The following is a 22028-nucleotide window of genomic DNA, read 5'->3' as shown; positions in this document are numbered from 1 at the left end:
GAGCTGGTGGTGCTGCTGCAGTCGACCAACTTCCGGCTGGATGGCTTTCGCATCAGGGTCGAGCTGTTAAAGCTGGGCCTGAAGGTGATCGAGCACGTGCACCTGTCGCGCATGCCGGGCATCCAGGGCGAGCACTACATCGACGCGCTGGCCTACGACCCGGCCTACTTCCGCGGCACCGGGCGCGCGCTCAAGGAGCGCATCGACCGCGCCCCGCATGGCCGCGTGGTCGGCGGCGGCGAGACGCTCACCTTCGCCTCGCCCTTCGAGCCGGCCAAGCTGAATATCGGCGACTACAGCGAGATGAATAACGTCGGCGGCCAGTTCCCGATCGGCGAAGTGTTCACCGAAGCGCTCGACCTGGAAGCGGTGCACGGCCGGGTGCAGGTGCACGTATTTGGCGACATCAGTTACCGCTCGAATCACCCCGAAGTGCCGGTGACGCTGGTGGTCGAACGCGGGCGCGTGGTGGCCACCGAGAACGCCACGCCCGAATTCCAGCAGGTGCTGGACAACATCACGGCGGAAGAAGGCGAAGTCTGGGTGCGCGAGCTGGGCTTCGGCCTGAACCGCGCCTTCACGCGCGAGCTGCGGGTGGACGACATCGGCACCTACGAGCGCATGTGCGGCATCCACCTGTCGCTCGGCGCCAAGCACGGCGTGTACACCAAGCCGGGATTCAAGCGCAAGGATGCGCGCTTTCACATCGACGTGTTCGCGGTGACCGACGCCGTGTTCCTGGGCGACGAGCAAGTCTACGTCGAGGGACGCTGGCTGGCCTGACCGGCCGTGCGTGAACCGGTATGAACCGATATTTCCCGCCCCGCTATTGACCCGAACCAGCCCTGCACCGTACTCCGGGCACGCACTAATGCGTGCTAGGATACAAAAATTGCAATTAATCACGATCAGGGCATGGTGGACAATGTTTTACAACACGTCAGCGAAATCCAGGCCATCAGTGTCGTGCCGCGCGTGCTCGAAACCGTGGCGGCACTCACCGGCGTGCGCTTTGCCTGTGTCGCCCATGTCACCGCCACCAGCTGGACCGCCTGCGCAGTACACGACCTGATCGACTTCGGCGTCAAGCCGGGCGACCAGCTGGAGATCGGCTCCACGGTATGCCAGGAAGTGCACGCCACGCGCCAGCCGGTGGTCATCGACGATGTACGCGACTGCCCGCCGCGTTTCCGCAATTACATCCCGCTGCTCAATGGCTACAAGAGCTATTTCTCGATCCCGATCTTCCGCCGCGACGGCCTGTATTTCGGCACCCTGTGCGGCACCGATCCCGAACCCCTGCCGCTGTCGCACGGGCCAACCCTGGCCACGCTGACCCTGTTCGCCGAACTGATCTCGAACCAGCTCGATTCCGAGCGCTCGCTGCGCGAAGCGCGCTCGGACCTGCTGAGCGAACGCGAGACCGCCGAACTGCGCGAGCAGTTCATCGCCGTGCTCGGGCACGACCTGCGCACCCCGCTCAACGCGATCCTGAACCGGGTCGAGCTGCTGCGCCGGCGCCATGAAGAAGCGAATACCGTGCATGCGCTGGACCGCATCCGTGCCAGCGCCCTGCGCATCGAGGGCCTGGTCGACAACGTGGTCGACTTCACGCGCGGACGCATGGGCGACGGCCTGGCGCTCGACCTGCGCAAGCACACCGACGTCGATCAGATCCTGGAGCAGGTGGTCGAAGAACTGCGCGCCGCCAATCCCGACCGCACCATCATTGCCGACATCGCGCCGCGCCTGAAACTGCGCTGCGACGCCCAGCGCCTGGCGCAACTGCTGTCGAATCTGCTCAAGAACGCGCTGGTACATGGCGACAAGCTGCATCCGGCGGTGGTCACGGCGCGCATCGATACCGACGAATGCTTCGTGCTCGAAGTGAGCAACGGCGGCCCGGACCTGAGCCCGGCCGTGATGTCACACCTGTTCAAGCCCTATTGGCGCGCCATCTCGCGCACCGGCAATGACGGGCTGGGACTGGGCCTGTACATCGTCGACCAGATCGTGCGCGCGCACGGCGGCACCATCTGCGTTTCGTCGCGCGACGGCACCACCACGTTCACGTTCGTCATGCCGGCCGCGTGACGCACTTGTCCATGCCATCTGCATGACGTATGCATGCCCGGCTGTCTAGACAAGCTGGCCGAAAACCACATATTTCAGGTTTTTTACAAATCGGCCAAGCAGTTGATGAATATCAACGCTAGAATTCTTTTCTTATTTCAACAACAAATCCAGGGGAACCATGTCCCGTTTGCCTACCCGCGTGGCAGCGCTATGCCTCGTTGCCTCGGCGTTTTCCACGATTGCCGCCACCCCGGCACTGGCCGCCGCACCGTTCGATGACAAGTTCCGCCAGCTCGACGAGCTGCTGCCGACCCCGAACACGATCCGCACCGCCTCCGGCGCCCCGGGCCACGCCTACTGGCAGCAGCGCGCCGACTACACGATCCGCGCCACACTGGACGAATCGCGCCGCGCGCTGAGCGGCGCCGGCACCATCACCTACTACAACAATTCCCCGGATACGCTGAAATACCTCTGGCTGCAGCTGGACCAGAACATCTACCGCCAGGATTCCGACGCCCGCTCGACCGCGATCCTGCCGTCGCGCGAGGCCTGGTCCGGCAAGACCGCGCAGACCGGTCCCAAGTTCGACGCCCTGCGCTCGCTGCTGGAACAGCGCACCTTCCCCGGCGGCTTCGACATCCTGGCGGTGAAGGACAGCGGCGGCCGCGCCCTGCCATACACCATCAACAAGACCATGATGCGGGTCGACCTGCCGCAGCCGCTGAAACCCGGCGCGCGCGTGACCTTCAGCGTCGACTGGCGCTACAACATCAACGAACAGAAGGTGCTGGGCGGCCGCTCCGGTTACGAGAAGTTCGACGACAAGAACGACCTGTTCGAGATCGCCCAGTGGTTCCCGCGCATGGCGGCCTACTATGACGTCTACGGCTGGCAGCACAAGCAGTTCCTGGGCTCGGGCGAATTCACGCTCGAATTCGGCGACTACGACGTGCGCATCACCACGCCAAGCGACCACATCGTGGCCTCCACCGGCGAACTGCAGAACCCGGGCGAAGTCCTCACCGCCGCCCAGCGCCAGCGTCTGGAACAGGCGCGCACCGCCAAGAAGCCGGTCATCATCGTGACCCAGGCCGAGGCCGAAGCGGCCGAGAAAAGCCGCAGCACTGCCACCAAGACCTGGCACTTCAAGGCGAAAAACGTGCGCGATTTCGCGTTCGCCTCGAGCCGCAAGTTCATCTGGGATGCGCAGGGCGTCAAGAGCGGCAACCAGAACGTGATGGCGATGTCGTACTACCCGAAGGAAGGCAACCCGCTGTGGGAGAAGTACTCGACCCAGGCGATCATCCACACCATCGAGCAGTACAACAAGTACTCGTTCGACTACCCGTACCCGACCTCGATCTCGGTCAACGGCCCGGTGGGCGGCATGGAATACCCGATGATCACGTTTAACGGTCCGCGTCCCGTCAAGGACAAGAAGACCGGCGAGATCACCTATTCGCAGCGCACCAAGTATGGCCTGATCGGCGTGATCATCCACGAAGTGGGCCACAACTACTTCCCGATGATCGTCAACTCGGACGAGCGCCAGTGGACCTGGATGGACGAAGGCCTGAACTCGTTCCTGCAATACCTGGCGCAGCAGGCCTGGGAAGAGAACTGGCCGGACAGCCGCGGCGAACCGCGCCGCATCACCGACTACATGAAGAGCCGTAACCAGGTGCCGATCATGACCAACTCGGAATCGGTCCTCCAGTTCGGCAACAACGCCTATGCCAAGCCGGCCGCCGCGCTGAACGTGCTGCGCGAGACGGTGCTGGGCCGCGAGCTGTTCGACTTCGCCTTTAAAGAGTACGCAAATCGCTGGAAGTTCAAGCGTCCGACCCCGGCCGACTTCTTCCGCACCATGGAAGACGCTTCCGGCACGGACCTCGACTGGTTCTGGCGCGGCTGGTTCTACACCACCGACAACGTCGACGTCAGCGTGGACGGCATCACCGAATACACGGTGTCGAGCCAGGATCCAGAAGTCGAGAAAGCGTGGCAGCGCGCACGCCGCCAGGCCGAGCCGGTGTCGATCATCGACCAGCGCAACAAGGGCATGGCGCGCCGCGTCGATGCGCATCCGGAGCTGAAGGACTTCTACAACGAGAACGATGAGTTCACCGTCACCAACAAGGACCGCAACGCCTACCAGGAAAAGCTGGCCGGCCTGGAAGACTGGCAGAAGGACCTGCTGAAGGAAGGCAAGCACCTGTACCTGGTCGACTTCAGCAACATCGGCGGCCTGGTGACCCCACTGATGGTCGAGATCGAACTCAAGAGCGGCAAGAAGTACATCGAGCGCATCCCGGCCGAAGTGTGGCGCTACTCGCCGACCAAGATCACCAAGCTGTTCATCACCGATGAACCGATGGTCGGCCTGACCCAGGACCCGTACTGGGAAACCGCCGACACCGACGTCAGTAACAACAGCTGGCCGCGTAAAGCCACGCCGTCGCGCCTGGAACTGTTCAAGACCGACACCGACCAGAACAACCTGATGCGCGACTTCAACACCAAGCTGAAGGCACCGGAGCAGGAATCGGGTCTGGCGCCAGCGGCTGCTCCGGCAGCGGCGCCAGCGCAGACCCCGGCCCCGGCACCAGCCGCCACGCCTGCGCGTTGATCGCTCACCTTCCATCTTGACCCGCGCGGGCGCAGCGATGCGCCCGCCCCACACCGGCGGCGCATCCGATGCGCCGGCCGGTGCTTTCATTTTCAGACCTGCCACATGATGCTCAAGCCCCTGCACGCCGGCCTCGCCGCCCTGTTCCTTGGTTTCTCGGTCACCGCCTCGGCCGCCGGCCCGGCCTTCGACGACAAATTCCGCCGGCTCGACGAGCTGCTGCCGACGCCGGGCGAGACCCGCACCGCCTCCGGCGCGCCGGGCCACGCCTACTGGCAGCAGCGCGCCGACTACAAGCTGCGCGTCACGCTCGACGAAGCCAAGCGCGCGGTGAGCGGTTCGGGCACGGTCACGTATCACAACAATTCGCCGGACACGCTGTCTTACCTGTGGGTGCAGCTGGACCAGAACATGTTCCGGGGCGACTCGGACAACCGCAACATCTCGACCCTGCCTTCGCGCAGCGCCTGGCAGGCGCGCGGCAACGACGGCGTCAAGTTCGAGGCGCTGCGCTTTCAGCTCGCGTCGCGTACCTTCGCCGGCGGCATCAACATCGCCAGCGTGACCGGCAGCGACGGCCGCGCCCTGCCGCACACCATCAACAAGACCATGATGCGGATCGACCTGCCGCAGCCGCTCAAGCCCGGCCAGCGCACCTCGTTCAATGTCACGTGGAGCTTCAACATCCCCGAGATGAACGTGCTGGGCCGCCGCATGGGCTTCGAGCGCTTCAAGGACGGCAACGACATCTACGAGATCGCCCAGTGGTTCCCGCGCATGGCGGCCTACTACGACATGGCCGGCTGGCAGAACGCGCAATACCTGGGCGACGGCGAATTCACGCTCGAATTCGGCGACTACGACGTGCAGATCACGGTGCCGGGCGACCACGTGGTGGCGGCGACCGGCGAACTGCAGAACGCTGGGGACGTGTTGACGGCCGCCCAACGCGATCGTCTGAAGCAGGCTCGCAGCTCGAACAAGCCGGTGATGATCGTAACCCAGGCCGAAGCGATGGCCACCGAAAAAGGCCGCGCCAACAATACCAAAACCTGGCGCTTCAACGCGAAGAACGTGCGCGACTTCGCGTTCGCATCGAGCCGCAAATTCATCTGGGATGCGCAAGGCATCAAGAGCGGCAAGCAGGATGTGATGGCGATGTCCTACTACCCGGCCGAAGCCAACCCGCTGTGGGAAAAGTATTCGACGCCGGCCGTGGTCCACACCATCGAGCAGTACAACAAGTACTCGTTCGACTATCCGTATCCGGTGGCGATCTCGGTCAACGGCCCGGTGGGCGGCATGGAATACCCGATGATCTCGTTCAACGGCCGCCGTCCGACCAAGGACGCCAAGACCGGTGAGCTGACCTATTCGCGCGCCACCAAGTATGGCCTGATCAGCGTGATCATCCACGAGGTCGGCCACAACTACTTCCCGATGATTGTCAACTCGGACGAGCGCCAGTGGACCTGGATGGACGAAGGCCTGAACAGCTTCCTGCAATTCCTGGCCGAAGACGCGTGGGAGGCAAACTACCCGGCGCGGCGCGGCGAGGCGCGCGACATCGTCGACTACATGCGCAGCACGAACCAGGCGCCGATCATGACCAACGCCGAATCGACCCTCCAGCGCGGCAACAACGCGTATGCCAAACCGGCGACCGCGCTCAACATCCTGCGCGAGACCATCCTCGGGCGCGAGCTGTTCGACTTCGCTTTTAAAGAATACGGCGAGCGCTGGAAGTTCAAGCGCCCGACGCCGGCCGACTTCTTCCGCACCATGGAAGACGCTTCCGGTACGGACCTCGACTGGTTCTGGCGCGGCTGGTTCTACACCACCGACGCGGTCGACATCAGCGTCGACGGCATGACCGAGTACACCGTGTCGAGCCAGGATCCCGAGACCGAAAAAGCCTGGGCCCGTGCACAAAAAGCCGGCCAGCCGGTGTCGGTGACCGACCAGCGCAACAAGGGGATGGCGCGCCGCGTCGATGCACATCCAGAGCTGAAGGACTTCTACAACGAGAACGACGAGTCCACGATCACCAACAAGGACCGCAACAAGTACGCCGAGACCATGGCCGGCCTGGAGGATTGGCAAAAGGACCTGCTCAAGGAAGGCAAGCACCTGACGCTGGTCGACTTCAGTAACAAGGGCGGGCTGGTGATGCCGCTGATCGTCGAACTCGAACTCAAGAGCGGCAAGAAGACGGTCGAGCGCATCCCGGCCGAGGTATGGCGCTATTCGCCGACCAGGATCACCAAGCTGTTCATCACCGACGAGCCGATCGTGGGCCTGACCCAGGACCCGTACTGGGAAACCGCCGACATCGACGTCAGCAACAACAGCTGGCCGCGCAAACCCACGCCGTCGCGCCTGGAACTGTTCAAGACCGACACCGATCCAAGTAACCTGATGCGTGATGCGCGTACGCCGCTGAAGAGCGCTGCTGCACCGAAGGCCGCCGAATGACACCCCGTAACTTGAAAAGCCTGTTTGCGATTCTGTTGCTGTGCGTGAGCGCGGCAGCGGGCGCACATCGCTTCCACTTCGGCATGACCGACATCTCGTACAACGCGCGCACCAAGAGCACCGAGATCGTCCACACCTACACGGCGCACGACATCGACGCGCTGCTGCTGGCGCGCCACGGACGCCAGTTCGACCTGGGCGAGCCGGAAGACCAGCAGGTGCTGCGCAAGTACATCGAGAGCCAGTTCTGGCTGGCCGGCAAGGATGGCAAGCGCCTGCCTGTCAAATGGGTCGGCATGACGGTCGACGCCCAGAGCGTGACGGTGTACCAGGAACTGGAACAATCGCCCCTGGCGCGCACCGCCGTCATCCGCCAGGGCGTGCTGATGGACCTGCTACCGGAGCAGGTCAACACCGTCAACATCAACGAAGGCGGCGCGGTGCACTCGCTGACCTTCATGCGCCAGCGGCTGGAACAGCCGGCGCGCTGATCGGTGCCGGACGCGCCGCCTGGCGCGTCCGATGTCGCGCTTGAATCAAGCTGTGCTCGCTTCATTTGAGGCTGGTCAAGAACCGGCCAGCCTCTGACCGGCTGCGTTGAAAAATGCTACGCTAGCCGGATGACTACTTCGCAACCTCCCTACACCGCACCGTCGCAGCTGACGGACGCGCTGCGTGGCAGCGGCTACGCCCTGCTGCGTCCCGCAGACGTGGCCTTTCTTGCCGGCTGCAGCATCGCCGAACTCGACACCCTGGTGCCGAGCTGGAACCGTCTCGAGCTGGACAATTACCTGAAAGACGGCGGCCGCTACCGGCGCCGGCGCCACTCCTGCTTCATCGACGACGGCGCCGCACTGAGCCAGACGCCGCACCGCGCCCACTGGCAGCCGGTCGAATACAACGCCCTGCACGGCGGCATGCACCGCCTGTTCGCCCCGGTCGAAGGCGAGACCGTCGCCAACCCCTGCTGGGAGCGCCTGCTGCGCGCGCTCGGCAACGTATGTTCTGAAGTGCGCGGCCAGCGCCCGTGGTACGTCGAAGCGCACCAGTTCCGCATCGACACCGCCGACGGCATCGGCCGCCCGACACCGGAAGGCGCGCACCGCGACGGCGTCGATTTCGTTGCCGTGATGCTGATTGGGCGCGCGAACATCAAGGGTGGCGAAACCCGCGTCTTCGACGCCGACGGCCCCAACGGCCAGCGCTTCACCATGCTCGAACCCTGGACCCTGCTGCTGCTGGACGACGCTGCCGTGATCCACGAATCGACGCCGATCCAGCCGCTGGGCGAGCATGGGCACCGCGATACGCTGGTGCTAACCTGGCGCGCGAATGGGTTCCAGGGCGAGAACGCCTGAATGAGGTAACGCTTCCAGGCAAAAAAAACGCCCGCGAAACCTGGGGGTTAGCGGGCGGGAATCCAATTTTCGGAGAAAACTGGAGGAGACAGTTCCAATATAGCCCAACTTATTGTGCAGTGCAATACGGTAGATCTACTGTAGTTGTTTCAATAGAGGAAGCGCTCTAACAGTGTCAGCTTTCGACACATTTTGACGCACTGCGCCATGCACGATAGCCCGGTATCCCTCGGTTTCAGCCACGATCCCGGCCAGTTTCGTGAGTTTGAGCAATCTCAAAACACTCCTTGCCGTTCTGGTGTGTGAGTTACACACAACAAGCCCCCGCATCAATCCCCCCGATCGCGGTCGAACCGTATCCACCACCTGCACCGCCGCTCCACAGCGAGCTGTAATTGTTTGTAATTACATCTCGTGCGCCGCCGTCCGGGAAGCGGCATTTGCTACACTTAGTTGCTTACCTAAAAGTGTTTGAGACCATGAGAACGTTCCGACATCCCCGTGCCCTTGCCCTGACCGCCGGCGCCGCCGCGTTGTGCGCGCTGTTCGCGCTGGCGACCTCCAACGGCGCCACCGCCAAGGACGAAAAAGCCGCGCCCCAGCGCCCCGCCCTGACCGTCACCACCGCGCGCGCCAGCGCTACCCGTCTGCCGATCAGCCTGGACGCCAACGGCAGCATCGCGGCCTGGCAGGAAGCGGTGATCGGCAGCGAGTCCGGCGGGCTGCGCCTGACCGAAGTGCGCGTCAATGTTGGCGACGTGGTCAAGAAAGGCCAGGTGCTGGCGGTATTCTCGGACGAGACCGTGCGCGCCGAAGTCGACCAGGCGCGCGCCGCGGTGCAGGAAGCGCAGGCCAATGCCTCCGAGGCGGTCGCCAACGCCGACCGCGCACGCAAGCTAGAAAGCTCGGGCGCCCTCAGCGCCCAGCAGGTCACCCAGTACTTCACCGCCGAACGCACTGCCAACGCGCGCGTGCTGTCGGCCAAGGCGACCCTGACCCAGCAGCAGCTGCGCCTGAAATACACGCAGGTGCTGGCGCCCGACAGCGGCGTGATCTCGGCGCGTAGCGCCACTGTCGGCGCCGTGGTCGGCGTCGGCGCCGAGATGTTCCGCATGATCCGCCAGGGCCGCCTCGAATGGCGCGCCGAAATCACCGCGCCCGACCTGGGCCGCATCAAGACCGGCAGCCGCGCCGTGGTGCGCGCCGCCAGCGGGGGCGAGATCGCCGGCAAGGTGCGCACCGTGGCGCCGTCGGTCGATCCGCAAACCCGCATCGCGCTGGTGTACGTCGACCTGCCGCCGTCGCTCTCCGCCGACGCGCCGCTGAAGGCCGGCATGTTCGCCAGCGGCCGCTTCGAGCTGGGCGCCTCCAACGCGCTGACCCTGCCGCAGCAGGCGATCGCCGTGCGCGACGGCTTCAGCTACGTGTTCCGGCTGAACCAGGACAGTCGCGTCAGCCAGGTCAAGGTGACCACCGGCCGCCGCCTGGGCGAGCGGGTCGAGATCACCGGCGGCCTGAGTGCCGACGTGCCGGTGGTGGTCAGCGGCGCCGGCTTCCTCAACGACGGCGACCTGGTACGGAATGTGGCAAACCCGGTGGCAAACCCGGTCGCTGCACCGGCGGCCGCAGCCCCACGCGTCACTGCGGCCAAGTAAGGATAGCGCGATGAATTTCTCCGCCCTGTCGATCCGCAATCCGATCCCGGCGATCATGCTGTTCGCCCTGCTCACCGTGGCCGGGCTGCTGGCATTCAAGGCCAGCAAGGTGCAGGATTTCCCCGACATCGAACTGCCGATCGTCACCGTCACCGCCACCCTCGACGGCGCCGCGCCGGCCCAGCTCGAGACCGAAGTGGCGCGCAAGCTCGAAGACTCGATCGCCACCCTGCAGGGGATCAAGAACATCTATACGCGCGTGCTCGATGGCGTGGCCACCGTCACCGTCGAATTCATCCTCGAACGCGATTCGTCCGACGCCGTCAACGACGTGCGCGACGCGGTCTCGCGCGTGCGCGCCGACATGCCGCCCGAGATGCGTGACCCGAGCGTCACCAAGACCACCACCGCCGGCCGCGTGGTGTCCACCTTCACGGTGGCGGCCGCCAAGGATTCGGGCCTGAACGACCAGGACCTGAGCTGGTTCGTCGACAACGACGTCGCCAAGCGCCTGCTCAGCGTGCCGGGCCTGGGCGCGGTCAAGCGCGTCGGCGGCGTGGCGCGCGAAGTGCGCGTGGAACTGGACGACGCCCGCATGGCCGCCCTGCGCGTATCGGCGCTGGACGTGTCGCGCCAGCTGCGCAACGTGCAGCGCGAAGCGCCGGGCGGACGCGGCGACATCAGCGGCGCCGAGCAATCGGTGCGCACCCTGGCCACCGTGCGCACCGCGCAGGAACTGAGCACGATGGACATCCCGCTGCCGGACGGACGCCACGTGCGCCTGGACCAGGTGGCGCGTGTGCTCGACACCGTCACCGAACCGCGCGCCGTGGCCGAGCAGGATGGCCGCCGCGTGGTCGCCTTCGAAGTGTTCCGCACCCGCGGCGCCGGCGAGATCGACGTCGCCACCGGCGCGCGCGAAGCGGTGGCGGTGCTGCAGAAAGAGAATCCGAAGCTGGTGCTGCGCGAAGTGATCGACAACTCGTTCTCGGTCGAAGAGAACTTCGACGCCTCGATGCACATGCTGTACGAAGGCGCGCTGCTGGCGGTGCTGGTGGTGTGGTGGTTCCTGCGCGACTGGCGCGCGACCCTGATCGCGGCCGCCGCGCTGCCGCTGTCGGTGATTCCGGCCTTCCTCGGCCAGTACCTGTTCGGCTACACGCTCAACATGGTCACGCTGCTGTCGCTGGCCCTGGTGGTCGGCGTGCTGGTCGACGATGCGATCGTCGAGATCGAGAACATCTCGCGCCACCTCCACATGGGCAAGACCCCGATGCAGGCGGCCCTGGAAGCGGCCGACGAGATCGGGATGGCGGTGATCGCCACCACCTTCGCCCTGGTCGCCGTGTTCCTGCCGACCGCCTTCATGGGCGGCATCCCCGGCAAGTTCTTCAAGCAGTTCGGCTGGACCGCGGTGCTGGCGATCCTGGCGTCGCTGCTGGTGGCGCGCCTGCTCACACCGATGATGTGCGCCTACCTGATGAAGGCGCCGAAAAAGCCGCACGGCGCCGATGGTCACGCGCCGCAGGACGGCGCCCTGATGCGCTGGTACCTGCGCGTCATGCAGTGGTGCCTGCGCCACCGCGGCCTGACGATGCTGGGCGCGGCCCTGTTCTTCGCCGGCTCGCTGGCGCTGGTGCCGCTGCTGCCGACCGGCTTCGTGCCGCCCAACGACCGCTCGCAGACCCAGATCAACGTCGAACTGGCGCCGGGTTCCACGCTGGCCGATACCCGCGCTGTCGCCGAGCGGGTGCGCCTGGAAGCGATGAAGGTCACCGGCGTGAAGGGCGTGTTCAGCTCGATCGGCGGCGGCTCCAGCGGCGACGCGTTTGCTCCCGGCGGCGCGGCCGAAGCGCGGCGCGCGGTGCTGACCCTCACCACCGTGCACCGCGACGAGCGCAAGGTCGGCCTGGACGACATCGAGCGCCGCATCCGCGAAGCGCTGGCGCCGATTCCGGGTGCGCGCTTCACGGTCGGCGCGCCCGACACCGGCACCAAGCTGCAGCTGGTGCTGCGCAGCGAAGACGCGGCGGCGCTGACCGCCAGCGCGCGCGAGGCCGAGCGCCAGCTGCGCACCCTGGCCGGCGTCGGCAACGTCAGCTCCAGCGCCTCGCTGGTGCGGCCCGAGATCATCGTGCGTCCCGATTTTGCGCGCGCGGCCGACCTGGGCGTCACCGCCGCCTCGATCGGCGAGACGGTGCGCGTGGCCACCGCCGGCGACTACGACCAGTCGCTGGCCAAGATGAACCTGGACGAGCGCCAGGTGCCGATCCGGGTCAAGCTGCCCGATAGCGTGCGCGCCGACCTGGACGCCATCGGGCGCCTGACGGTGCCGGGCGCGAACGGCCCGGTGCTGCTGTCGAACGTGGCCACCATCACGGTCGACAGCGGCCCGGCCCAGATCGACCGCCTGAACCGCAGCCGCAACGTCACGCTCGACGTCGAGCTGCAGGGCCGCTCGCTGGGCGAAGTCAACGCCGAGGCGCGCGCGCTGCCGGTGTTCGGGTCGCTGCCGTCCTCGGTGCAGATCGCGGAACTGGGCGACGCCCAGGAGATGCAGGCGCTGTTCAACAGCTTCGGCGTGGCGATGGCGATCGGCGTGCTCTGCATCTACGGCGTGCTGGTGCTGCTGTTCTCGGACTTCATGCAGCCGGTGACGATCCTGGCGGCGCTGCCGCTGTCGATCGGCGGCGCCTTCGTGGCGCTGCTGCTGACGAATAACGCGCTGTCGATGCCGACCATGATCGGCCTGATCATGCTGATGGGGATCGTGACCAAGAACTCGATCCTGCTGGTGGACTACGCGATCCTGGCGCGCGAAGCCGGCATGGAACGCTTCGACGCCCTGGTCGACGCCTGCCACAAGCGCAGCCGCCCGATCGTGATGACCACGATCGCGATGGGCGCCGGCATGCTGCCGCTGGCGATGGGTCTGTCGGGCGACCCGAGCTTCCGCTCGCCGATGGCGGTGGCGGTGATCGGCGGCCTGATCACCTCGACGCTGTTGAGCCTGCTGGTGGTGCCGGCGGTGTACACCTACGTCGACGACTTCGAGGGCTGGATGAAGCGCCAGGGACGGCGGCTGCGGCGCAAGCAGATGCCCGCCGCGCCGGCCAAGGTGGAACAGCACACCCCGGGCTGACGCTGCCCGCCCGGCACGCCGGGCGCGCAAATGCTCTTACAATATCCGCCATGCGCATTCTCATCGTCGAAGACAATCCGGACATCCTGGCCAACCTGTACGGTTTCCTGGAACCGAAAGGGTACACGCTCGACTCGGCCCGCAATGGCTACGCGGGCCTGGCCCTGCTGTCGGAAAACAGCTATGACGTCATCGTGCTCGACATCATGCTGCCCGGCCTGAACGGGCTGGAACTGTGCCAGAAGCTGCGTTCGGAATTCCGCCTGGCGACGCCGGTGCTGATGCTGACCGCACGCGACAGCCTGCCCGACAAGGTGGCCGGCTTCGACAGCGGCGCCGACGACTACCTGGTCAAGCCGTTCTCGATGATCGAACTCGACATGCGCCTGCGCGCCCTGCAGCGGCGCGCCGCCGGCAGCCACACGCTGTCCAGCGCACTGCGTTTCGGCCCGCTGGCGTTCGACCCGGAGCTGCAGGAAGCGTCGCGCGACGGCGCCCGCATCACGCTGACCAGGACCGGCTACACCCTGCTGCGCTGCCTGCTGGCCGCGGCCCCGCGCATCGTCACCCGCGAGACGCTGGAACAGGCGGTATGGGGCGACGACCGGCCCGAAAGCGACGCCTTGCGCACCCATATCCACGCGCTGCGCCAGGCGCTCGACAAGCCCTTCGCGCAGCCGATGGTGCACACCGTACCGGGCGTCGGCTACCGCCTGATGCTGCCCGAGGCATCCACGTCTGCCACCGGTAGCGGGCCCGATGCGCGCGGCTGATTCGCTCAGCCGGCGTATCATCGCCGTCTTCGTCCTGTTCGGCGTCGTGCTTTCGCTCCTGTGCGCAGGGCTGGCCGCGCTGGCGATCGAAGGTATCGAGGTGCACCTGGTCGACAACCGCCTGGCCGATGTGGCGCAGTGGGCGGTGCCGCGCCATGCCGCCGGCCTCGAAGTCGACCTGCCTGCCGGCCTGCGCTTCCACCAGGGCGACGCCATCCCCCCGGCACTGCGCCACCTGCCGGCCGGCGTCTCCAGCGTCGACGTCGACGGCATCGGGCTGCAGGTGCTGTCGGGCAGCGCCGAACTGGGGCCATATGTGGTGGTCGACTACGAGAGCGATTATGAGAAGGTCGAACTGGTGGTGTACTCGATGTTCGCCGCCCTGTTCCTCGGCTTCCTGCTGCTGGCCGCCAGCCTGGGCGGGTTCGTCGGGCGCCGCATCGTGGTGCCGATACAGCAACTGGCCGACGCCGTGGCCCAGGGCAGCGCCAGCCTGCCGCTCACCGAACGCAAGGACGAACTGGGCATCCTGGCGCGCGCGCTCGACGCCCATACTTCCGAACTGCGCGCTTTCCTCGATCGCGAACGCTTCTTCACCGGCGACGTCAGCCACGAGCTGCGCACCCCGCTCACGGTGATCATGGGCGCGGCCGAAGTCATGCTGCACGACGGCGCAATGGCGGCCAGCCGTGCCCCGGCCGAGCGCATCTACCGCGCCGCCCGGGAGGCGACCGAATGCGTCAACGTCTTGCTGCTGCTGGCGCGCGCACCCGAACTGGCACGCCTGGCGCCGGTCTCGGTGGGCGACATCGCGCGCCGTGAAACCGAACGCCTGCAGCCGATGGTGGCGGACAAGCCGGTCGTGCTGCGCTGCGCCGGCGGCGCCGCGATCGAGGTCCGCGCGCCGGCCGAGCTGTGCATCTCGGCGATCGGCAACCTGGTACGCAACGCCTGCCAGTACACCGAGCGCGGCGCCGTCACGGTATGGCTGGAGCCGGGCAAGGTGGTGGTCGACGACACCGGTCCCGGCCTGCCGGCGGCGGTGCGCGCCACGCTCGACGCCGGCGAGCCGGGCGAGCCAGGTGAACGCGGTGCGCCTTCCAGCGGCTCGGCCGGTACCGGCCTGGGCTTGTCGCTGGTGCGCCGCATCTGCGAATACCTGGGTGCCACGCTCCACTACGAGCAGCGCAGCGGCGGCGGCAGCCGCTTCACGATCGCCTTTCCCGCCCAGGACGCCCAGCCGTCCCGGCTCAGGGGAACCTAACGCGATCCTAACGCCGCCTTGACCGGCGCCTGACACGTCCCTGCCTATCCTGAGGAACAGGCGGCGGCTCCTCGCCGCCATGTCCAATGGGGTTCACGCGTGAACAAATTTTTCGCACGACGCATCGACGCGTCCGTCGTGGTAGCGCTGGTGGCGCTGCTGCTGGCCGCAGCCGCCAACGCCCGCTTCTGGTCGGCCTTCATCGGCGCCGCCGGCGGCCTGTCACATGCCAGCCTGCCGCTGCTGGCCGGCACCTTCCTGATCGTGGTCCTGTTCTTCAATGCCTGCCTGACCGCGGCCAGCTTCCGCTATGTGGCCAAGCCGGTCCTGATCGCCCTGCTGCTGGGCGCCGCGGTGGCCAGCCACTTCATCGCCACGTATGGCATCGTGATCGACAAGGCGATGATCCAGAACGTGTTCGAGACCGACACCCGCGAGGCATTCGAACTGCTCGACTGGCGGCTGGCTGTGCGTGTCGCCGTGCTCGGCGTGCTGCCGTCGCTGTGGGTAGCGCGCGCCCGGATCCGCTTCGCGCACGGTGTGCGCGGCCTGTTGCGGCAAGCCGGCATCGCCGGCGGCTCGCTGGCACTGGCCGCGCTGCTGCTGATGTGCCTGTTCAAGAACCTGGCACCGGCGCTGCACGAGCACCGCGAGCTGCGCTTCCTGCTGGTGCCGACCAACGTGATCCAGGCGGTGCACGGCTACCTGCATGGCCGCTGGGCCCGACCGGTGGTGGTGGCGCCGCTCGGCCGCGACGCGGTCAAGGGCGTGGCCTGGGCCGGCCAGACGCGCAAGACCCTGACCGTGATCGTGGTCGGCGAAACGGCGCGCGCCGCCAGCTTCTCGCTCAATGGCTACCCGCGCCAGACCAATCCGCGTCTGGCCCGGGTCGACGGCCTGGTCAATTTTTCCAATGTCAGCTCGTGCGGCACCGCCACCGCGGTATCGGTGCCTTGCGTGTTTTCGAACCTGGGGCGCGATGGCTACAGCCAGTCCAGGGCGTCCAGCCAGGAGGGCTTGCTCGACGTGCTGGCGCATGCGGGCCTGAACGTGATCTGGCGCGACAACAATTCGGGCTGCAAGGGCGTGTGCGACCGGGTTGCCTACCAGGACGTGTCGCGGCCGACGCCACACGATAGCCGCTGCCGCGGTGACGAGTGCTACGACGAGCGCCTGCTCGACGGCTTGCCCGGGCTGATGCGCGCGGGCGCCAGGGACACGGTGCTGGTGCTGCACCAGAAAGGAAGCCATGGCCCGGCCTACGCCAGCCGTTATCCGCAAGGCTTCGGCCGCTTCGGGCCGGTGTGCGACGGCGGCCGGTTCGAGAAGTGCTCGCGCGCGTCGATCCAGGCCGCCTACGACAACACCATCCTGTACACCGACTACGTGCTCGGCAGCGCCATCGAGCGCCTGCGCGAGCTCGCACGCGAGCAGGATGTCGACACGGCGCTGCTGTATTTTTCCGACCATGGCGAGTCGCTGGGCGAGAACAACGTCTACCTGCACGGTGCGCCCTACATGCTGGCGCCGGGCGAACAGACGCGGGTGCCGATGATGCTGTGGATGTCGGACGGCTTCAGTGCGCGCTTCGGCATCGATCGCACCTGCCTCAACGCACGCCGTGGCCAGGCCCTGTCGCACGACAACGTGTTCCATTCGGTACTGGGGATGCTGGACATCCGCACGGCAGTACTCAATCCACGCCTGGATCTGTTCCATGCCTGCATCCGCACACCGACGCATGACTGAATCCGATCACCTGGAGCGTCCGCGGCTGCTCGATGGCGGCAGCGGCGCTTTCCTCGCGGCCCTGCTGGCGCTGGTGGCAGCGACGATTGCCTGGATCGGCCAGTACAGCGACATCGACCTGCGCCTGGCCGACTGGCTGTACGACGCCAGCGCCCGCACCTTTCCATGGCGCGACGCCTGGCTGGCCGATACCTTCAACCATGTCATCCTCAAAGCGCTGTCGACGCTGGCGGCGCTCGCTTTCATCGGCGCCGCCGTGATCGACCTGGCCAGGCCGCGCGCCCGGCGCGACGCGCTGGCGCGCCTGCGGCTGCGCGTGGTGGCCGCGTGCGCGCTGCTGGTGCCGCTGACGGTCAGCCTGCTCAAGCGCGCCAGCATGTCGCACTGTCCGTGGGATCTGGCGCGCTACGGCGGCAATCAGCCTTACCTGCGCCTGTTCGACGCGCTGCCGGCCGGTATCGAGGCCGGCCACTGCCTGCCTGCCGGCCATGCATCGGCTTCGCTATGGCTGGTAGCGCTGGCGGTGTACTGGCTGCCGGCGCGTTTGCCACGCCGGCGTGGGGCGCCCGTGGTCGCGCTGATGGCGCTGGCGTTCGGCGGCGCCAGCGGCTGGCTGCAGCAGATGCGCGGCGCCCACTTCCTGACCCACACGCTGTGGTCGATGTGGGTCGCCTGTACGATCTTGCTGGGGGTGATTTTCGCACTGCAATGGCAGGCGGCGCGGCGCCACGATGCCGCCGGACGCCTGGCACCGATGACCGCTCATGGCACCCGGTAGCGCTGCTCGCGGTACAGCAGCGACGGCAGCATCACATGCGCCATCGCCTGGTCGATCCGGGCCTGCGCGGCAGGGGCGGCGCGCGCGGCAAATTCGCCGCGCACGGCGTCGTAGCTGCCCGCCAGCGGCGCGTGGCCCGGCCTCAGCACGGTCGCGCCCGCTTCGTCCAGATAGGCGAACACGTCGTTGTACTGGATCAGGGCGCGCCCCGGCGACGTGCCATCCTTCACGAAGTCGCGCCCGATCATTGGATGGGTACTGGATACGCCCAGCAGCGACAGCAGCGTCGGTGCCAGGTCGATCTGGCTGGCAATTTGTTGGATGCGGCGCGGCGCGACGTCGGCGCCCAGGATCAGGGCGGGAATATGGAATTTCTTGATCGGCACCAGGCTGTTGCCGTACACCCGGTTGTCATGGTCGGCCACGATCAGGAACACGGTGTCCTTCCAGTAGGCTTGTTTCCTGGCAGCGCGAATGAAATTGCCCAGCGCATGGTCGGCATACTTGACCGCGTTGTTGACGGTCTGCTTTTCTTTGTCGTGCAGCGTGATCTTCCCGTCCGGGAATTCGAACGGCGCGTGGTTCGACGAGGTGAAGATCAGGCTGAAGAATGGCTTGCCGCTCTCCACCCGCTGGGCCTGCAGCTGGCCCAGACGTTCGAGCGACTTGTCGAACAAATCTTCATCCGACGCGCCCCAGCTGCCGACGAAGGACGGTTTCATGTCGCCGATATCGACGATCTTCTGGAAGCCGTTGCCCGTGAAAAAACTGCGCATATTGTCGAAGTGGGCCTCGCCGCCATACACGAATTCGGTGTGGTAACCCTGGCGTCCCAGTCCGTCGGCCAGCGTGTAGAAATTGCGCTGCGCCAGCGACAGTTTGACCGTGCTGCGCGCCGGCGTCGGCGCATAGCCGGCCACCACCGCCTCGATGCCGCGTACCGAGCGGGTGCCGGTGGCATACAGCTGCTCGAACCACCAACCCTGGTCCTTGAGCCGCTCCAGCTCCGGCGTCACCGCCAGGCCGCCGAGCGACTTGACGAAGGTCGCACCCAGGCTTTCCTGCAGCACGATCACCAGGTTCAGTGGCTTGTCGCGCACGATCGCGGCTTGCTGGACATGCAGCGTCGGCAGCTCGGGATCGGAAAAGGCGATATCGCGTAGCCACGGCGCGGCCTTGACGTCGTGGAAGACGCGCGCGCGCGGAAATTCGCCATAGATCTCGGACGACCTGGCTTCGTTGTCCATTGCGCGCAGCGCTTCGAGCACCGACCACGGCGAATTGATGATGATCGAATTGACCAGCGGGTCGCCACTGAGCGCGAACAGCGCCGGATTGGCGGGGCGGTGGCCGGTGGTCGAGCGGATCTGCATGATCGCCAGCACGCATAGGAAGGGCCAGACCAGCAACAGCCGGCGCGCCGGCCATGGCTGCATGGCGGCGGCTGTACGCCGCATCAGCCGCACCATGCCCACGCCAAGGATGGCGGTCAGCGCGCAGCCAAGCAGCAACGCGGTGCGAAAGCCGTTCCATAAGGTCGAGAAAACTTCTTGCGGATAGTTCAGGTATTCGATGAACAGGCGGTTCGGACGCACGTCGTACTGCATCATGAACTGTGGTGTCGACAGTTCCATGAACACGATGAAGACCAGCGCCGCACCGGCCCAGATGGCGGACCCGGCGCGCCACAGCGCGAAACTGCGGCGCTGTGCCAGAAACGGCGCCAGCAGCAGTGGCGGCGCCAGCAGGTAGCCCAGCAGGATCAGGTCGGCGCGCACGCCCTGGACCAGGATCTCGAACAGGATGCCGGTGGCCTGCACCCGCTGCCATTGCCAGGCAACCAGCGCCAGACGCGACAGCGACAGGACGAGGAGACCGGCCAGCAGCAGCGCCAGCAGGCTGGCGAAGGGGCCGGCCAGTACGGCCAGGCGCCATGGCCGGGGGGTGCCTGCCACGGACTGCCGCGTGCTGACGGCCACGCCTTGCGAAAGAGGAAGCTTCTCGGTATTCATGGATTCGTGATCTTGCGCAGCCACGGCACGTTGGCCCGGCGTTGGAAAGGGAGCGCATGGATCGACGATCCAGGCGCGGCTCATGCAGCAGGCATGCTAGGACGCCTGTCGTCACTGCCGCGTTAGGGAGACGTTAAGAAAGCGTTAAATCGGGGGGGGGAAGGTGGTGCCGGCGCCGCCGATGACGGCGCGAAAAAAAACCGGCGCACTACGGCGCCGGCCCTTGATGTTACCGCTTACTTGATCTCGGTAACGAACTTGCTGCGCTCGCGCCGCACTTTCTTCAAATTGACCAGCCAGTCGCCCTCGTCCGCGCGGTAGCCGAGCGGCAGCAGGATCACGCTGCGCAGGTTCTTCGACTTGAGGTCGAGGATGGCGTCCACCGCTTCCGGATCGAACCCTTCCATCGGCGTGGCGTCGACTTCTTCGAACGCCGCCGCGACCAGGGCGATGCCGAGGCCGATATAGGCCTGGCGCGCCGCCGCCTGATAATTCGCTTCGGTGCCGCGCGCACCGACGATGCCCAGCAGCTGCTGGCGGTAGGCTTCCCAGCCTTCGTTCCTGAAGCCGCGCACTTCGTTGGTCAGGTCGAACATCATGTTCACGCGCTCGGGCGTGATGTCGTCCCAGGCCGCGAACACCAGCAGGTGCGAGCAGTCGGTCACCTGGCCCTGGTTCCACGACACGTCGCGAATCCTGGCGCGGATCTCGTCATTGGTGACCACCAGCAGCTCGAACGGCTGCAGGCCGCTCGAGGTCGGTGCCAGGCGGATCGCCTCGATGATGCGCTCGATTTTTTCGGCAGGCACGCTGCGCGCCGGGTCGAACTTCTTGGTGGCGTAGCGCCATTCCAGCTTTTGATTCAGTACTGACATTCTTATCCTTTCAGGGGTGGCCTGTTCGGCCGATCGGTGGCGGTGTCGATGGCCGCATCAGGCAACATCGTGTAATCGCATCGGTGAATGATAAGCGGATCGGCGCAGCTCTGCTGGAGGCGAAAAAAAACCCGCCCGGCATATGCCGGACGGGCTTTTCGGTACGCGGCGCCGCAAGGCGCCTACGCTACCGCCGCGAATCAGTCGCGGTAGTTGCGGTACGAACGGTATTCGTCGCGGTCGCTCGAACCACCCAGCAGCTTGGCCAGGATGAAGCCGACGCCGACGGCGGCCAGCAGGGCGCTGCCCGGGTTGTTGCGGACGTACTCTTTACCCTGGGTCGACAGGTCCGAGTATTTCTCGGACAGCTGGCCGGTGCGGTCGCCCAGCGATTGCTGGGCGTTGCTCAGCAGGCCGGTGACGCGGTCGACGCCGGCGTGTGCCGAGCTGACCAGGCGGTCGACCATCGGCTGGGCGGCTTGCGCTGCCTTGTCGATACCGTCATGCACTTTCTCTGGGGTGATCGACGTGACCGCGGCCTTGACATCGTTGAACTTGCTGGTGGCTTGTTCCTTGACGTCGGCCAGCTTGCTGGCGGCCTGGTCCTTGGCTTCGCCCAGCTTGTCAGCGGCTTGGTCTTTGGCTTCGCCCAGCTTGTCGGCGGCCGATGCCGACGACGATTGGGTGCCGGTGGTCGAGCCGGTCGAACCCGAGGTCGAACCCGATGCCGAGCCCGAGGTGGTGCTGGCGCTGTTGCCGCTGGTGCCCAGTGCGCTGTTGCCCAGCGAGCCGCTGCTGCCGGCGGCGCTGCTTGGCGACGACGAGATCGACGACGACGACGAGCCCAGGTTGCCGCTCGACGAAGCGCTTTGCTGGGTACCCGACGATGCGGTGGAGCCCTTGTTCAGGCTCGAATCCTTGCCGATGCTCGAACCTGCGTTGTTCACGTCGCTGCCTTTACCTTCGTTAGACTTTTGATTATCCATGATGTATCCCTCATAAAAATATTGACCAACGCGGAGTAGACCGAAAATCGACTATCACCACATTCTTCCCTGATTCAGTCCGATACAAGCGCGGTAACGAAAACGACCTGCGGTGCGTCAATGGCAATCTAGCTTTATGCCCAAGGTCAGTTTCTTGTACTCCTGACCAGGCACCAGCGTAAAAGTTCCAGAGATCGTCCAGGCCGGCATTTCGTCCTCGGTCGACCGCTCGTGGCGGCCGTCACGAGCGCAG

15 protein-coding genes are annotated in these 22028 nt (G+C 66.1%); 12 read left to right on the top strand and 3 right to left on the bottom strand.

Features of this window, described 5'->3' with window-relative positions; all coding sequences use genetic code 11:
- From RTQ83_RS21390 to RTQ83_RS21335, 12 genes are all read left to right on the top strand, one after another.
- A partial coding sequence (locus RTQ83_RS21390; RefSeq protein WP_312519159.1) for a hypothetical protein occupies nucleotides 1-783 on the top strand: 783 nt, incomplete at its 5' end.
- Nucleotides 784-915: 132 nt separating this feature from the next.
- On the top strand, nucleotides 916-2094 hold the full coding sequence (locus RTQ83_RS21385; protein ID WP_312519156.1) for a GAF domain-containing sensor histidine kinase: 1179 nt from the start codon (nucleotides 916-918) through the stop codon (nucleotides 2092-2094).
- A gap of 160 nt (nucleotides 2095-2254) precedes the next feature.
- The gene (locus RTQ83_RS21380; RefSeq protein WP_312519154.1) at nucleotides 2255-4708 is read left to right on the top strand and encodes a M1 family metallopeptidase; all 2454 of its coding nucleotides are present in this window, start codon (nucleotides 2255-2257) and stop codon (nucleotides 4706-4708) included.
- A 105-nt stretch (nucleotides 4709-4813) separates the two neighbouring features.
- On the top strand, nucleotides 4814-7183 hold the full coding sequence (locus RTQ83_RS21375; protein WP_312519152.1) for a M1 family metallopeptidase: 2370 nt from the start codon (nucleotides 4814-4816) through the stop codon (nucleotides 7181-7183).
- Nucleotides 7184-7194: 11 nt separating this feature from the next.
- Entirely contained in the window at nucleotides 7195-7674 is a 480-nt protein-coding gene (locus RTQ83_RS21370; RefSeq protein WP_312519150.1) for a DUF6702 family protein, read from the top strand.
- Between the two features lie 129 nt (nucleotides 7675-7803).
- A complete protein-coding gene (locus RTQ83_RS21365) occupies nucleotides 7804-8541 on the top strand; it encodes a 2OG-Fe dioxygenase family protein (RefSeq protein WP_312519148.1) in 738 nt (245 codons plus the stop codon).
- A gap of 479 nt (nucleotides 8542-9020) precedes the next feature.
- Complete coding sequence (locus RTQ83_RS21360) at nucleotides 9021-10196, top strand: efflux RND transporter periplasmic adaptor subunit (protein ID WP_312519145.1); 1176 nt, start codon at nucleotides 9021-9023, stop codon at nucleotides 10194-10196.
- Between the two features lie 10 nt (nucleotides 10197-10206).
- The gene (locus RTQ83_RS21355) at nucleotides 10207-13338 is read left to right on the top strand and encodes an efflux RND transporter permease subunit (RefSeq protein ID WP_312519143.1); all 3132 of its coding nucleotides are present in this window, start codon (nucleotides 10207-10209) and stop codon (nucleotides 13336-13338) included.
- Between the two features lie 50 nt (nucleotides 13339-13388).
- Entirely contained in the window at nucleotides 13389-14111 is a 723-nt protein-coding gene (locus tag RTQ83_RS21350) for a response regulator transcription factor (protein ID WP_312519141.1), read from the top strand.
- Nucleotides 14098-15375 carry a HAMP domain-containing sensor histidine kinase gene (locus RTQ83_RS21345; protein ID WP_312519138.1) on the top strand — a complete coding sequence of 426 codons (1278 nt, stop codon included), beginning with the start codon at nucleotides 14098-14100 and terminating at the stop codon, nucleotides 15373-15375. Before RTQ83_RS21350 ends, RTQ83_RS21345 begins: the two co-directional genes overlap by 14 nt.
- A 99-nt stretch (nucleotides 15376-15474) precedes the next feature.
- Nucleotides 15475-17124 carry a phosphoethanolamine--lipid A transferase gene (locus RTQ83_RS21340; protein WP_312519135.1) on the top strand — a complete coding sequence of 550 codons (1650 nt, stop codon included), beginning with the start codon at nucleotides 15475-15477 and terminating at the stop codon, nucleotides 17122-17124.
- Nucleotides 17117-17902: a phosphatase PAP2 family protein gene (locus tag RTQ83_RS21335; protein ID WP_312519132.1), complete on the top strand. Its 786-nt coding sequence runs from the start codon at nucleotides 17117-17119 to the stop codon at nucleotides 17900-17902. Before RTQ83_RS21340 ends, RTQ83_RS21335 begins: the two co-directional genes overlap by 8 nt.
- On the opposite strand, the gene RTQ83_RS21330 is transcribed toward RTQ83_RS21335, so the two are convergent.
- The 3 genes from RTQ83_RS21330 to RTQ83_RS21320 form a co-directional block, all read right to left on the bottom strand.
- Nucleotides 17887-19857 carry an LTA synthase family protein gene (locus RTQ83_RS21330; protein ID WP_312519129.1) on the bottom strand — a complete coding sequence of 657 codons (1971 nt, stop codon included), beginning with the start codon at nucleotides 19855-19857 and terminating at the stop codon, nucleotides 17887-17889. The genes RTQ83_RS21335 and RTQ83_RS21330 overlap by 16 nt on opposite strands.
- Before the next feature lie 293 nt (nucleotides 19858-20150).
- Nucleotides 20151-20789, bottom strand: coding sequence for an NAD(P)H-dependent oxidoreductase (locus RTQ83_RS21325; RefSeq protein WP_312519126.1), 639 nt, complete (start codon nucleotides 20787-20789; stop codon nucleotides 20151-20153).
- A gap of 200 nt (nucleotides 20790-20989) precedes the next feature.
- Nucleotides 20990-21775: a hypothetical protein gene (locus RTQ83_RS21320; protein ID WP_312519123.1), complete on the bottom strand. Its 786-nt coding sequence runs from the start codon at nucleotides 21773-21775 to the stop codon at nucleotides 20990-20992.
- Nucleotides 21776-22028: the final 253 nt, after the last annotated feature.

The organism is Massilia sp., from assembly GCF_031995545.1.
In the GTDB taxonomy this organism is placed as follows: Bacteria; Pseudomonadota; Gammaproteobacteria; order Burkholderiales; family Burkholderiaceae_D; genus Telluria.
Note: the sequence above shows the minus strand (reverse complement) of the source record. Positions and strands in the feature narration are given on the sequence as shown.